The sequence below is a fragment of the Brevibacillus sp. NL20B1 genome, assembly GCF_018195675.1.
Taxonomy (GTDB): Bacteria; Bacillota; Bacilli; order Brevibacillales; family Brevibacillaceae; genus Brevibacillus; species Brevibacillus aydinogluensis.
Genome location: NZ_JAGTPT010000013.1, coordinates 43,688 through 57,058, shown reverse-complemented (window position 1 = coordinate 57,058; position 13,371 = coordinate 43,688). Strand labels below are relative to the sequence as shown.

Sequence of the window (13,371 nt, the reverse complement as noted above, 5' to 3'; positions counted from 1 at the left end):
TCCTTCAACACTACTCTGCGACTTTTGTACTCCTGTATCTTTTTTAGGTTACTGAAAATGTCAGAATCCGTCAAGGTCCCTTACATGCGCAGTTCCGCGCCCGTTTGCGCCTTCAGTGCGTCCACGACGGCGGCAGTCACCTGCTGGATTTCGTCGTCCTGCAGCGTCCGTTCCGGATGGCGGAAGACGAGGGAGAAGGCGACGCTCTTCTTGTCGGCGGCGATGCGCTCCCCGGTGTAGACGTCAAACAGCGTGAGCGATTCCAGGAGCTCTCCTGCCGCCTGGCGAATCGCCGTTTCGAGAGCGGCCGCCGGCACACTGCGGTCCACTACCAGTGCGAGGTCGCGGGTCACGGCCGGGAACTTGGGCAGCGGCTTGTAATAGCCTGCATCCTCGACTGCTGCTGCCAGCTCCGTCAGGTCGAACTGAAACACGTACGTTTCCGACACGTCGTAGGTTTTTTCCAGTGCCGGGTGAATCTGTCCGAGATAGCCGAGACGCCGCTCGCCGACCCATACCTCCGCCGTGCGGCCGGGGTGCATGCCAGCCAGATCGGATGCAGGCTTGTAGGTCGCACCGACAATTCCCAAGCGGCTCAGGAGTGAGTCAACCAGTCCCTTGACGAGGTAGAAGTCAACCGGCTGGTTTGCGCCCATCCAATTCTGCGGCAGCCACTGCCCGGTCAAAGCTGCCGCCACGTAGAGGCGTTCCTCGGGAAGCTGTGTCAGCTTTTCTTCTGTGGTCAGAAAGACACTGCCCAGTTCAAACACGGCCACATCGTGGTTTTGCCTGTTTTTGTTGTAGGCGATCGTCTGCAGAAGGCCAGGGATCAGGCTGGTGCGCAGCACGCTGTGCTCTTCGCTCATCGGCATGGCCAGCGAAATCGGCTTGGCGTCAATGCGGTGCAGACCGGCTACATCCCCCACCCGCTCCGCGTGAACCAGGGAGTAGGTAATCGCCTCGTGCAGTCCCGCGCCAATCAGGTGGTGGCGAATTGTCCGGCGCAGACGCTGGTCGGGGGTAAGCTGCCCCTGTGTGGCCTGGCCGCTCGGCAAGCTGGTCGGAATGTTGTCGTAGCCGTACAGGCGGGCCACTTCCTCCACCAAATCCTCCGGCAGGGTGATGTCACCGCGGCGGGTCGGTACGGTGACCGTCCAGGTGCTGCCGTTCTGCTCATACGAAAAGCCCAGGCGGTCGAAAATTGCGGAGACGTCCGCTGCGGTCAGCGACGTGCCCAGATGCTGGTTGATCTTCTCCAGCGCAACCGTTACGACGGCCGGCTTCACTTCACGGACAACAGCCGACGCCACTCCTTTGGAGACGGCCGCGCCCGACAACTGCTGGATCAGCGCAGCAGCCCGCTCGCCTGCTTCCTGGACGCGCGCCTGATCGACGCCTTTTTCCCAGCGGACGCATCCTTCCGTGCGCATGCCCTGGGTCCGAGCCGTGCGGCGAACCGTCTGCGGCGTAAACCAGGCGGCTTCCAAAATGATTTCCGTCGTCTCGTCGGTGATCTCCGAGTTGGCGCCGCCCATCACGCCGGCGATGGCCAGCCCTTTTTCCCCGTCGGCGATCAGCAGGGTCTGGCTGTCCAGCGTTCGCTCCTGATCGTCCAGCGTGACCAGCTTCTCCCCGTCTTGTGCCAGGCGCACGACGATGGCGCGGTCTTTTACCTTGGTCGCGTCAAACGCGTGCAGGGGTTGGCCGTATTCCAGCATGACGTAGTTGGTCACGTCCACGACGTTGTTAATCGGCCGGATCCCCGCCGCCATCAGGCGGTTTTTCATCCACTGCGGCGAACTGGTGATTTTCGCTCCGGTAAAGTGGCGTCCCACGTAGCGGTAGCAGTGATCGTCCGCTTCGATGCGCACGCTTACCGGATTGTCGCCGCCGTTTTCCGTGACGGCAATCTCCGGCAGCTTGACCTCCCGGCCGAGAATGGCTGCCACTTCGTAAGCGACCCCGATCATGCTGAGGCAATCGGAACGGTTTGGCGTCAAGCCCAGCTCCAGCACGTAGTCGTCAAGCCCCAGGTAAGAGACCGCATCCATGCCCACTTCGGCGTCCTCGGGCAGGACCATAATCCCTTCCTGCTGGTCTTTGGCCAGCAGCTTGTCATTGAGGCCCAGTTCCTTGGCCGAACAGATCATGCCGTGCGACTCCACGCCGCGCAGCTTGGACTTCTTGATGTGCAGGCCGCCCGGCAGTTTCGCTCCGATCAATGCTACGGGCACTTTTTGTCCCTGCGCCACGTTGGGCGCACCGCAGACGATCTGCAGGTCCTCGCCTTGTCCTGCATCCACGATGCAGACGCTCAGGCGGTCGGCGTCCGGATGCTTGCTGCGCTCCTTGACGTACCCGACCACTACGTTGGAGACGCCGGCGTTGCGCGGCTCTACAGTCTCCACTTCAATCCCGCTTCTGGTCAGCTTTTCCGCCAGTTCGTACGGGGTGATATCGTGTAAATCCACGTATTCCGACAACCATTGGTACGATACCTTCATCTCTGAAACGACTCTCCTTTCTAGCCTCGGTTGAACTGCCGCAGGAAGCGCACGTCATTGGTGTAGAAATGGCGAATGTCCTCTACCCCGTACTTCAGCATGGCGATGCGCTCCACGCCCATTCCGAAGGCAAACCCGCTCACTTCCTGCGGATCATAGCCGGCCATTTCCAATACGCGCGGGTGCACCATGCCGGAGCCGAGAATCTCGATCCAGCCCGTCTGCTTGCAGACGCGGCAGCCGTCTCCGCCGCAGCTGAAGCACTGCAGGTCCACTTCCGCGCTCGGTTCGGTGAACGGGAAAAAGCTGGGGCGCAGGCGGATTTGCTGGTTGGCCCCGAACATCTGGCGGGCAAACGTGAGCAGAATCCCTTTCAAGTCGCTCATGCCAATGCCTTTGTCGACGACCAGCCCTTCGATCTGCGTAAACTGGTGGGAGTGGGTGGCATCGTCGTCGTCGCGCCGGTACACCTTGCCCGGAGAGATGATTTTTACCGGCGTCTGGCCGGCCTTTTTCAGCATGGTGCGCGCCTGCACCGGAGACGTCTGGGTGCGGAGCAAAATGTCCTCCGTCAGATAGAACGAATCCTGCATGTCGCGCGCGGGATGATCCTTGGGCAGGTTGAGCATCTCGAAGTTGAAATGATCCGTCTCCACCTCGGGCCCTTCGGCAATTTCAAAGCCCAGACCGATGAAAATGTCCTCGATCTCTTCGATAATGCGGGAAAGCGGGTGCATCGTTCCGGTCGGAACCGGACGGCCGGGCAGTGTAACGTCCAGCGTTTGCGACGCCAGTTTGGCTTCCAGCGCTGCTTGTTCCAGTGCGGCCTGCTTGTCGGCAAACGCCGCTTCCAGCGCCGCGCGCACCTCGTTGACGAGCTGGCCGACGACAGGCCTCTCTTCCGGCGAAAGGCTGCCCATTCCGCGCAGAAGCTCGGTCAGTTCACCTTTTTTCCCCAGATATTTGACGCGCAGGTCTTGCAGCTGACCCGCGTCTGCGGCCTGGCTGATCTGGTCCAGCGCCGCCTGTTTCATCTCCTGTAACCGCGTTTGCACGTTGTATCGCTCCTTTGCTCAAGATTTGCAACCTTCCTGCGGTCCCGTCCGGCTGCGGCTGCCGCGTAAACCGGGAGGGCCCCGAAAAATAGAAAAACCCGCCCCGAAAAGGGACGAGCTGTTACTCGCGGTACCACCCTTGTTAAGCAGAAGGCTTTTCCCCCAACGATGCCTGGGGAACCCAGTCTTCCGCCTCACTTTGACCATGATAACGGGAATGTCCCGGCTGCTCCTACTGGGCTCATCTCGAGCGGTTCAGAGTGCGGCTCCAGAGTGAATTCGGCAGACATGGCGTTGGGATGCTTTCAGTCTGCGGCATCTCCTCCCTGCAAACGCATGGGGCCTGCGTACTACTCTCTGTCATCGCTTTCCGTTATATTACACACATTCAGGAAAATTATAGCGCAACCCTGGCGAACTTTCAATGATGCAAATCCTGCATGCGGTCAAGCGATTTTCCAACAGGCGCTGTGGCCATGGCTTGGGACGAACGCAAGCGGCTGGCGAAGCGTGTGCAGCGGACAGCAGCCGCTACCTATGCCTGCGTCTGCGCTGCGCCTCGTAGATGAGGATGCCGGCGGCGACCGCCGCATTGAGCGATTCCGCCCGTCCGTACAGCGGGATGTGCACGAACCCGTCAGCCGCTTCGCTCACGGCACGGGAGACCCCCCGCCCCTCATTGCCGATCACGATTGCCGTTTTGCCTGTGTAATCAGCCTCGTCATACCTGAGGCTGTTTTCATTGAGGGAGGACACGATAACCCGCGCGCCTTGCCGTTTCAATTCGGCGGCGGCCTCCAGCAGCGGCCGGGAAAAAACGGGCAGCCGGTACAGCGCCCCCATCGTGGCCCGCACCACTTTGCCGTTGTACGGATCGACGCTGCCTTTGCCGAGAATCACTGCGTCGACACCAGCCGCTTCCGCCGTGCGCAGCATGGTGCCGAGGTTGCCCGGGTCCTGAATCTCGTCCAGCATCAGCAGCAGGTAATCACGTTCTTCCGCCGCCTGCAGCCATGCGTTCCAGTCGTGCTCTGTCTTTTTCACTTCGGCGACAATTCCCTGCGGTGTCTTGGTCTCCGACAGCTTGGCCAATACCGCCGCGGAAGCGGGAACTACTTCGACTTCCCCCGCGCGCCTGTCAATCGCCCGCCGGCAGGCCGGGTCCATCTCCCGGCTGCTGTCGTACAGGACGGTGATCACCTCCGCGCCGCTGTTCAGGGCTTCTTCCACCAAATGGGCCCCTTCGACGAGAAACCGCCCCTGCTCGTCCCGTCCTTTTCGCTCCAGCAGGCGGAACAACCGCTTCACCAAGGGGTTATGCACCGATTGTATGACGTCGTGCTTCATTGTCTACGCCTGCTCCTCAAATGCATTCAGATGTTTGTTGTTGCCGATGACGACCAGCACGTCCCCGTACTGGATCACCTCGTCCGGACTGGGGGCGATGTTGAACTTCTCGCCGCTTTTGATGGCGATGACGTTCACTCCGTATCGGGCGCGGATGTCCAGCTGACGCAGCGTCTTGCCCACCATCCCGGATGAGACCACCACTTCGGCCACGCTGTAATCCTCCGCCAGTTCAATAAAGTCAAGCACATTGGCGGAGATCAGATTGTGGGCGACGCGCACCCCCATGTCCCGCTCGGGAAACACCACCCGATCCGCCCCCACCTTGTACAGCACCTGACCATGCCGCTCGTTCTGCGCTTTGGCGACGATCTTTTTCACGCCCAGTTCCTTGAGGATCAGCACGGTCAAAATGCTGGCCTGAATGTCAGCCCCGATCGCGACGACGACCACGTCGAAGTTGCGAATGCCGATCTCCTTCAGCGCCCGCTCGTCGGTCGAATCGGCGGCGACAGCGTGGGTGACGTACTGGATGTTCTCGTTGATGCGCTCTTCGTTTTCGTCAATGCCCATTACTTCATAATCCATCTCATACAGGGTCCGGGCCACGCTGGAACCAAACCGGCCCATCCCGATGACGGCAAACTGCTTTGACATGCTTTTCCACTCCTTGTGCTGTGGCCACATGACCAAAACGTCCTGCCTGGGCTGCCCCATCCGGAGCACCGGCAGGGCACTTTTAATACCAAGCATTATACCACAACGCTTCCATCGGCTACAAAACGGGTATGAGCCGACGATGCGGGACGAATACTATAGGCGCAGCCATCACGACAAAAGGAGTGGATGTCCGCCATGAACATTGCCGCACTCAATCTGCGCCAGGCGATCATGTACAAAATGCAGGGCTCCAGTGCCAACGACGTGCAGGAGACGATCACGGACGCGATCGCAAGCGGTCAGGAAAAAACCCTGCCCGGTCTGGGCGTGCTGTTTGAAGTCCTGTGGCAAAACAGTGATCAGGCGACTCGGCAGAGCATGGTGCAAACAATCGCCGACCATCTGCCAAAACAGGCGTAAGGACGCTTGGACCAGCGGGAGAGGCGCTGTCGTCTCTCCCGTTTTACGTGCGTCACAATTACGATTCTGCATCCACCTGTTGGACGAAAACCCCCCCTGCTTAGCAGGAGCGGCTTCTCTCACCAGTTGCCTATTGGTTGAGCAGACAAACCCATATCAGAACGATCTGAACTGCGCAAATGAGCGGCACCCCCGTCATGAACAGCGCATGCCGGGTCTTGTGGCGCCAGGCCAGCATGCCCAACAGCGCGCCCGCTCCGCCGCCCACCAACGCGCTCAACAGCAGGCTCGCCTCCGGAACGCGCGGTCCGCCCCGCCGCGCAGCACGCTTGTCAGCGGCCATCAGACCGGCGGCGTACACGTTCAACACCAACAGTCCCGCTGCGACAAACGGCAGACGCGACAGCCACCAGCCGCACAAAACGAGCAGCCAGCCCGCCACCCATACCGCGTTGCGGCTCTGCCTGTGCCTTGTTACCCATTTATGATGACGCATCTCTTTATTCTCCTTTTGCCCGAAAGGAGCGGCCGGCCAGAAACAAGCGGTGAACCGCCCAGCCCGCAACGAGCAGCGCGATCACGATAAACAGGGCGAAGAAGCCGTAGGTGCGGATCATCGCCACGACCACATCCACGTTTTTTCCGAACACGTAGCCAATCAGATAAAAAAGGATCGTCCACAACAACCCGATCGGATAGGACAGGACCGCGTAGCGCCGATACGTCATCCCGCCCATGGCGACGATGTAGGGAACGACGTGGCGAACGACAGGAAACAGATAGCTGAAGCAGAGGGCAAAGGTCCCGTACTTCTCCACGAGACCGGTGGAGCGCTCTACCGTATGCCTCATCTTCTCACTCTTTGACAACCATGCAAGGATCGGGCGGCCGAAGAACTTCCCCAGTAAAAACCCAATCGTCAATCCCGAGGCCACGCCCAGGTAGCCGGCAAGAAACGCGCAAACAGGGTCCAACAGCGCCAAGGACGCCAGAAACCCGCCGGTAGCGACGACGAGCTCGTCGGGGATCGGCAAACCGACAATGCCCAGCCAGAGCAAAAAGAAGATGGCCGCATATCCATATTGCTCGATAATTGACATCAGCATGTTCATTTCCATGACGCAAAATCCCCTACCCTCGCCACTCAGCGGCATTGTTTCCTGTCCATTTCCGGCATAGTTCCTTTTTCACAACCTGTAAGTAATACGGTTCGGGGCAAAAAAAGTTACGTGTGCACCGTCATCCCGTCCGCAGGCTGCCGCGGCTGCGCCTTCTTTCATCCAGCGATCCGTATCACGTTCTCCAAATTTGTATTCTGCCCCGTTTTTGTCCACTTACGCCAATCCGCTCGCGGCGGCTTCCCGTCTCACCACGACAAAGTCGTTCTCCCGTCCGTCTTCATACGGAAAATATACCACCAGAACATAGTCCCCTTCCACCAGCTCACCCGTCTCGATCCACGTCGCAATGTCAAAGCTGATGTTAGCCAACAGTGTGTGCTTGAAGAAGTCCTTTTGCTGCGCCGCCCGCCGGGCAAAGTCAGGCGGGAGATCATCCAGCCGCTGTTGCACTGCTTCAAAGGCTGCCTGCATCTCCCGTTTGTCCAGCAGATCATCCCACCACAGCTTGCGCGGACGGTGCTTCTGCTTGCGCAGGTAGTCAAATTTCATCAGGCTGATCACGTGGTCGAGGTGCTCCACCTGCCGCGTCTCCAGGAAGCGGCGTAGCCGCACAAACAGGTCTTCCAACTGGTGGCCGATCCGGCTCCAGCCCTGTTCTTCCCAAAAATCGCCGAATGCCTGGAAGAAATCAAATGGCGTCTCAAAACAGCGGGTCACCAGCCATTCCAGTGTGGTATCCATGCGGTGGGCGTTCCAGTATTTTTCCAATACGTCCTCCACCCGCTTGATCCGCTGGATGTCGGCAAACGACAGGACGTTGTTGCCGAGAATCTCATACGGCGCCTCGTCCATGAAAATGTACCCGTGGTTGGCCGCACGCGCGCGGACGCCGGTGCCGCGCAGCATTTTCAAAAAGCCGAGCTGCAGTTCCTCCGGCCGCAGCGCAAAGACGTCGTTGAATGTCTTGCGGAAAGAGTGGTAATCCTCCTCCGGCAGACCGGCGATCAGATCCAGGTGCTGGGCAATTTTTCCCGACTGCTTGATCCGGGTGACGGTGTGGGCCAGACGATCGAAACGCTGAATCCGCTGGACCAGCCGGTTGGTCTCGTCGTTGGTGGACTGGACGCCGATCTCAAAACGGAAAATGCCGGGCGGCGCGTTTTCCGTCAAAAAGTCGAGTACGTCGGCGCGCAGGATGTCGGCGGTAATTTCAAACTGAAAGATCGTGCCGTTGTGGTTGTCGATCAAAAACTGAAAGATTTCCAGCGCGTATTTTTTGTTGATGTTAAACGTGCGATCGACGAACTTGATCGTCTTGACACCGTGCTGAATCAGCCGCAGCAGGTCGGCCTTCACCCGCTCCAGACCGAAATAGCGCACGCCGTCCTCAATCGACGACAGGCAGTACTGGCATTTGAACGGACAGCCGCGGGACGCCTCAAAGTAGACGACGCGGTTGTTCAGTTCGTCCAGGTTGTCGGCATACGGAGACGGAATCGTGTCCAGGTTTTCGATCTGCGCCCGGGGAGCGGTGAAGCGCACGTGCCCCCCCTCGCGATAGGCAATCCCGGCTACATCCCGCAGGCGGGGCGGCTCTCCTGTCCGGCGGGATTCGTCGTAGACCTGCAGCAGTTCCAAAAACGTCTGTTCTCCCTCACCGATGACGATCACGTCAATCTCCGGATGCTTCTTCAACCACTCGTCGGCGTCGTAGGTCACTTCCGGCCCGCCCAGCACCACCGGCAGGTCGGGCCGCACCTTTTTCAGGTTGCGGATCACATCGAGCGTCTCGCGGATGTTCCAGATGTAACAGGAAAAGGCGGCAACGTCGGGTTGCCGCTTGTAGACGTCGGCGACAATGTTGAGCGTCACGTCGTTGATCGTGTATTCAACCAGCTCGATGTCGGGAAACGTCGGCCGGGCGTAGCTTCGCAAGTAACGCAGCGCCAGGGATGAGTGAATGTACTTGGCGTTCAGCGTAGACAGTAAAATCTTCATGTGTCTGTCGACTCTCCTTGAAATACGTGCTTGTTCTATCCGTAACCGTAACACAAGCCGCCGGCAGCGGCAAATGAAGATCCTGGCTCCGGCGGCCCTGCCCGCCTACTTGTTCAGTTCCCGGACGACGTGCCCCAGTTCTGGCACGATCAGCCGAGTCATCGCCAGCCGCACTGCACCGGTGGAGCCTGGGGTGGAAAAAATCGCTTTTCCCTTCCGGGTGCCGGCAATGGCCCGGCTCAACATTGCCGCCGAACCGATGTCCTCGGTGTAGCTGAGCATGCGAAACAGTTCGCCAAACCCGGGCATTTCCTTCTCCAGCAGTCTGGAGACCGCCTCATACGTGTTGTCGCGCTGAGAAATGCCGGTGCCGCCGTTCAGAAGGATCACCTGTACTTCCGGATGGGCAATCCCGGCTTCGATCGCCGCTTCCACCTCCGCCGGCTCATCCTTGACGATCCGGTACAAGATCGCGGCATGGCCGGCCTCCGCCAAGAGCTCTTTCATCAGCTGTCCGCTCTTGTCCGTCTCCTCGGTGCGCGTGTCGGAAACGGTAATCACCATGCAGCCCACCCGTTTGGGGGCCCCCGCTTTGTGTTCCTGTGTGCTCATTGCCACTCTCTCTCCTGTCTTGGCAGGCTGCTGCCCTCCCCATGGGGAACAACACACCCGCCGCTTTATCGCAAACGACCCTGTCTTGTCTGAAGCCATGATACCATGGAGCGAAAAGTCTATCCAGTCGGCTGCTTGAAGCGGTGGTGATCGACGGCCATCAGGCCCGGGGCACAATGAAAGGCACCGTCCAACCAGTGACGTTGTACGGTGCCCCTGCTGTGTTATTAAAAGCCCCACCAGTACCGGTGCATCCCGTTCGCGTATTGGGTGGCAAGCGTTTGACGGAACGAGCTCTGCGCCAGTTTGGACGCATCGGAGGCGTTGGAAATGAAGCCGGTCTCGCCAAGCGTCGCCGGCATATTGGTATAGGTCAGCACGTAGTACGCATATTCCTTCACCCCTCGGTGACTGGAGAAGGAACTTTTCAATTGATTGTACGTTTCGGTAGCCAATCGCTTGCCGTTTACCGATCCCGGGTACGCGTACGTCTCGATTCCGTTGGCCGAAGTGTTTGTCGCGGAGTTGATGTGCATGGAGACAAAGAAATCGGCATTCCTGGCGTTGGCAAATGAGGTCCGGCTGGACAGGGAAACGGTAGTGTCAGAGCTTCGCGTCATGTACACCGTAGCCGGATAATTGGCCACAATGTAGTTTCTGGTCCGCAGCGCGATGTCCAGCGTCAAGTCCTTCTCTTTCAACCCGTTGCCCGTGGCGCCCGGGTCGTCCCCGCCATGTCCGGGGTCGATGACGATGATTGGATTGGCGGCCATTCGAATCGATTCCTTGTCAAAGACGCGTTTGTCCGCTTCCTCCCGCTTTTTCGGGTCGAAGTTGCGCGGGGCGGGTTCACTGTCCCACGCTGGTTCGTTGGCGATTTCCCTCTCCGCAAACGCGGGAGCGGCAGCCGCCAAGCTGCTCACAATCAGTGTGACAGCCAACATTTTTGACCATTTCATACCCATCTCTCCTTTTTCCTGGTTTTTTTCTATTCGAAACGACGAATCGTCTCGGATAGACTACGCATGCGATTGGAACAACAACTGCAACCGCACAGGCAGGTCACTCCAGAACGCCCAAAAGCGATTGTTTTTTAAATTTTCTGTAAACAAGCAGTACAGATTTGCCCTCTTCTGCTCCTCCAGCCATTTTCCGTACACAATTGATTCTTTCTCCAGATAGAGCGTCCGGTAAATCTTTTCCCTCACTTCCGCAAGGCTTTGCGTTTTGGCCGGCATTATCTCATCCGGCAAAAACCAATACGTCCACTGTTCAGAGACGATCGGACCGACGACCTGCTTTATGGGCGAGCGAAACACGGCCTCAGCAGCCTCCTCGCCGACAGTGGCGGACAGTTCGGCTTGTGAAATCCATTCGTGGAATCCGGCTCGTCCCTCCAGATCGTACTCTTTGAGGAGGGAGGGAAAACGTTCTGCACGGATGGTTTTCAGCTTGTCCATCAACGGCTTGTCAGCTTGTCCAGCCCGGACATAATAGATGGTGCGCAGTTCGGGAATGCGAAACGACTCGAGATGCTCCCGGTAGTAGCTGTTTATTTCTTCCTCGGACACGGTGATCTCCCCGGTTACCCTACGCTTCACTTCAAAACCGATCAGGGCCCGCCGTATGTTCGTGACGCTGTCCGCTTCCGTCATGTTCATCTGCCGCAGCACCTGTTCGCGCTCCTCTTTCGTGCTCCCCAACTGCTTCATGTGCTCGTCGATGATTCGCTCGTCAATCCGGACGCCCATTTGTCTCCCCATGTAGAGAACCAGTTCTTCCAAACTGCGCTGTTCCAGCAGCCTTTCCTCTTCTTCTGGCGTATGCGGCCTCCCGTGAAAATAGATGGGTTTGATTCTCTCCCAGTCATCTTTGCGAAAGATGTGGTCGCCGGCAACAAAGAGAATCGGCTGGTACACCGCCATAGCGTAGATCAGCATCGCTGTCAGCGACAGGCATGCCGCGCACAAAAAGAGCCATTTCTTGCGCGTTTTCATCCAATCACCTGCGTCTCGGTATGGATAATTTTAATAAATATGCAAAAATATACCTATTCCTATAGTAACAGGAATTTACATTTTTGGGTATATATTTTTGAATATTTTTTATTTTCCTTCTTTTGTTTTGACAATAGGGAAACGCACCTTCAAAAGCAGAACATGCAGCCTTTTGCTCATGAAAAGGCTGCATGTTTCAAGAAAAGGTATGGCCCTCCTGCTCAGCCCATCGGCCGAAGCGACGGGGTGTTGCGTGCGATCATGCGGCCGGCCAGCAATGCAGCCGCGCTCCACAGACCGCTCACGTACAGCGGATCGATGCCGGTGAGGGGCAACAGCCACCACGCCCAGACGAGCGCGAGCAACGGTGCTCCCCAGACTGCCACGACCGCCCAATGCCGCTCCACCGGTGATATGTGAAAGAGGTAGAACAGCACCGGAAAGAAGATCGTCACTCCCCTGAGCGTCATGGCCAAAAATGCCCAGTGCAGGATCAACGCGTTTTCGTCCAGGCATACCACCGCATAGGCAACTGCGATGACGACCAGTATGAGCGCCCGGGACAGGCGCAGCTTGCTCTCCTCTGAACGGAACCGGGCGGTGTAGCGCTGGATCACGTCCCGGTTGAGGATCGTGGCGATGCTCAGCGCCAGAGCCGCTCCGGTCATCACGACGGACAGGAGTATGACGGCATAAGCGGCTCCCGCCAGCCAGGACGGTGCATGGATCAGGAAAAACATCGGGACAGCCTCGCGCGGCGCCAGCTCGGGGTGGGTGTCGTGCATGAACATGCCGATCCAGGCGCTGACCAGCCCGATGAGGATGATGATCAGACCGGCTGCAATCGAACCGCTGCGCGCTTCTCGTTCACTGCGGCTCGCAAAGATAGGCTGCAGATAGGCCTGCGTGGAAAAAATCCCCACAATCATCGACGCTCCCTGCACCCATCCCAGTCCCGCTTCGGGAACCACCAGGGAAAGACGCCCCTGCTGCCACCAGCTGACAATCGTCTCACCGCCCAACGCTCCCCACAGCCAGACACCCGTTCCCAGCAGCAGGAGGATGAGCATAACCGTTTTCAGCGTGCCGACGATACTCGCCCCCATAAATCCCCCGGCCAGCACGTAGGCGAAGATCAGAACAGCGGGAATCAGCGCCAGCAGCGGCAGCGGAGCCTTCCAGAAGACGGAGACAAAGGGCAGGGCGGCCAACAACTGCGCGATCACCTGGATAAACATCCCCAGCGACAGAAACAGGCTGGCTCCAAGCTGGGCTCGTCCGCCGTACTGCGTGCCGATCAGCTCGGGCAGTGTTTCCACCTGCAGCCGGAGGAAGCGAGCGGCACACAATCCGAGCAGGATAACAGCCACCCCGCCTCCCAGCGTAAACCACACTGCGGCCAGTCCATGCCGGAAAGCAAGTTCGCCCGTGCCGACAATCGACGTGCCGCCGACAAATCCGCCGACAAGCGCACCGGCCACCATTCCCGCCGACAGCGAACCGCTGGCGTTGCTAAAGTCACTGCTGCGGCGAACGGATCGCTTGGCGATCAGGCCGGCAGCGATCGTACACGCCAAAATGGCAACAAAACTGAGCAGAAAGCCAAGCGAAGACACGATGACACCTCTTTCGCACGAATCAGGAAATTGCGACTCAT

The 13,371-nt window shown here is 58.6% G+C and carries 12 protein-coding genes and 1 other annotated feature; of the genes, 1 reads left to right on the top strand and 11 read right to left on the bottom strand.

All coding sequences use genetic code 11. From position 1 onward, the window contains the following. Positions 1–80: 80 nt before the first annotated feature. The 4 genes from pheT to KDN35_RS10785 form a co-directional block, all read right to left on the bottom strand. On the bottom strand, positions 81–2,504 hold the full coding sequence (gene pheT / locus KDN35_RS10800) for a phenylalanine--tRNA ligase subunit beta (RefSeq protein WP_171566644.1): 2,424 nt from the start codon (positions 2,502–2,504) through the stop codon (positions 81–83). A 20-nt stretch (positions 2,505–2,524) separates the two neighbouring features. Continuing rightward, positions 2,525–3,559: a phenylalanine--tRNA ligase subunit alpha gene (gene pheS / locus KDN35_RS10795; RefSeq protein ID WP_171566645.1), complete on the bottom strand. Its 1,035-nt coding sequence runs from the start codon at positions 3,557–3,559 to the stop codon at positions 2,525–2,527. Positions 3,560–3,665: 106 nt separating this feature from the next. Further along, positions 3,666–3,932: a binding site (T-box leader), on the bottom strand. 158 nt (positions 3,933–4,090) lie between these two features. Beyond that, positions 4,091–4,906 (bottom strand): 23S rRNA (guanosine(2251)-2'-O)-methyltransferase RlmB, encoded by an 816-nt coding sequence (gene rlmB / locus KDN35_RS10790; RefSeq protein WP_171566646.1) that lies wholly within the window; start codon positions 4,904–4,906, stop codon positions 4,091–4,093. 3 nt (positions 4,907–4,909) lie between these two features. Next, positions 4,910–5,563: a potassium channel family protein gene (locus KDN35_RS10785; RefSeq protein ID WP_171566647.1), complete on the bottom strand. Its 654-nt coding sequence runs from the start codon at positions 5,561–5,563 to the stop codon at positions 4,910–4,912. 198 nt (positions 5,564–5,761) lie between these two features. Here KDN35_RS10785 and sspI point away from each other — a divergent pair, with 198 nt between their 5' ends. Then, positions 5,762–5,986, top strand: a complete 225-nt coding sequence (gene sspI, locus KDN35_RS10780; RefSeq protein ID WP_212132702.1) for a small acid-soluble spore protein SspI — start codon at positions 5,762–5,764, stop codon at positions 5,984–5,986. A 130-nt stretch (positions 5,987–6,116) separates the two neighbouring features. Here the strand turns inward: sspI and KDN35_RS10775 are convergent, their stop codons facing one another. The 7 genes from KDN35_RS10775 to KDN35_RS10745 form a co-directional block, all read right to left on the bottom strand. Further along, positions 6,117–6,482 carry a DUF1294 domain-containing protein gene (locus KDN35_RS10775; protein ID WP_171566649.1) on the bottom strand — a complete coding sequence of 122 codons (366 nt, stop codon included), beginning with the start codon at positions 6,480–6,482 and terminating at the stop codon, positions 6,117–6,119. 4 nt (positions 6,483–6,486) lie between these two features. Further along, positions 6,487–7,104, bottom strand: coding sequence for a DedA family protein (locus tag KDN35_RS10770; protein ID WP_171566650.1), 618 nt, complete (start codon positions 7,102–7,104; stop codon positions 6,487–6,489). Positions 7,105–7,320: 216 nt separating this feature from the next. Beyond that, the gene (locus KDN35_RS10765) at positions 7,321–9,105 is read right to left on the bottom strand and encodes a B12-binding domain-containing radical SAM protein (RefSeq protein WP_212132701.1); all 1,785 of its coding nucleotides are present in this window, start codon (positions 9,103–9,105) and stop codon (positions 7,321–7,323) included. 105 nt (positions 9,106–9,210) lie between these two features. Then, on the bottom strand, positions 9,211–9,717 hold the full coding sequence (locus KDN35_RS10760; protein WP_171566652.1) for a MogA/MoaB family molybdenum cofactor biosynthesis protein: 507 nt from the start codon (positions 9,715–9,717) through the stop codon (positions 9,211–9,213). A gap of 227 nt (positions 9,718–9,944) precedes the next feature. Continuing rightward, on the bottom strand, positions 9,945–10,676 hold the full coding sequence (locus KDN35_RS10755; protein ID WP_171566653.1) for an N-acetylmuramoyl-L-alanine amidase family protein: 732 nt from the start codon (positions 10,674–10,676) through the stop codon (positions 9,945–9,947). A 60-nt stretch (positions 10,677–10,736) separates the two neighbouring features. Next, a complete protein-coding gene (locus tag KDN35_RS10750; RefSeq protein WP_171566654.1) occupies positions 10,737–11,714 on the bottom strand; it encodes a peptidylprolyl isomerase in 978 nt (325 codons plus the stop codon). Between the two features lie 221 nt (positions 11,715–11,935). Further along, positions 11,936–13,330, bottom strand: coding sequence for a sodium:solute symporter family protein (locus KDN35_RS10745; protein WP_171566655.1), 1,395 nt, complete (start codon positions 13,328–13,330; stop codon positions 11,936–11,938). Positions 13,331–13,371 lie beyond the last annotated feature (41 nt).

Bases quoted from the DNA above. Each gene is read 5' to 3' on its own strand.
- KDN35_RS10770 (WP_171566650.1), bottom strand. From the start codon at position 7,104: ATGGAAATGAACATGCTGATGTCAATTATCGAGCAATATGGATATGCG.
- KDN35_RS10775 (WP_171566649.1), bottom strand. From the start codon at position 6,482: ATGCGTCATCATAAATGGGTAACAAGGCACAGGCAGAGCCGCAACGCG.
- KDN35_RS10755 (WP_171566653.1), bottom strand. From the start codon at position 10,676: ATGAAATGGTCAAAAATGTTGGCTGTCACACTGATTGTGAGCAGCTTG.
- KDN35_RS10750 (WP_171566654.1), bottom strand. From the start codon at position 11,714: ATGAAAACGCGCAAGAAATGGCTCTTTTTGTGCGCGGCATGCCTGTCG.
- KDN35_RS10765 (WP_212132701.1), bottom strand. From the start codon at position 9,105: ATGAAGATTTTACTGTCTACGCTGAACGCCAAGTACATTCACTCATCC.
- rlmB (WP_171566646.1), bottom strand. From the start codon at position 4,906: ATGAAGCACGACGTCATACAATCGGTGCATAACCCCTTGGTGAAGCGG.
- pheT (WP_171566644.1), bottom strand. From the start codon at position 2,504: ATGAAGGTATCGTACCAATGGTTGTCGGAATACGTGGATTTACACGAT.
- KDN35_RS10785 (WP_171566647.1), bottom strand. From the start codon at position 5,563: ATGTCAAAGCAGTTTGCCGTCATCGGGATGGGCCGGTTTGGTTCCAGC.
- KDN35_RS10760 (WP_171566652.1), bottom strand. From the start codon at position 9,717: ATGAGCACACAGGAACACAAAGCGGGGGCCCCCAAACGGGTGGGCTGC.
- sspI (WP_212132702.1), top strand. From the start codon at position 5,762: ATGAACATTGCCGCACTCAATCTGCGCCAGGCGATCATGTACAAAATG.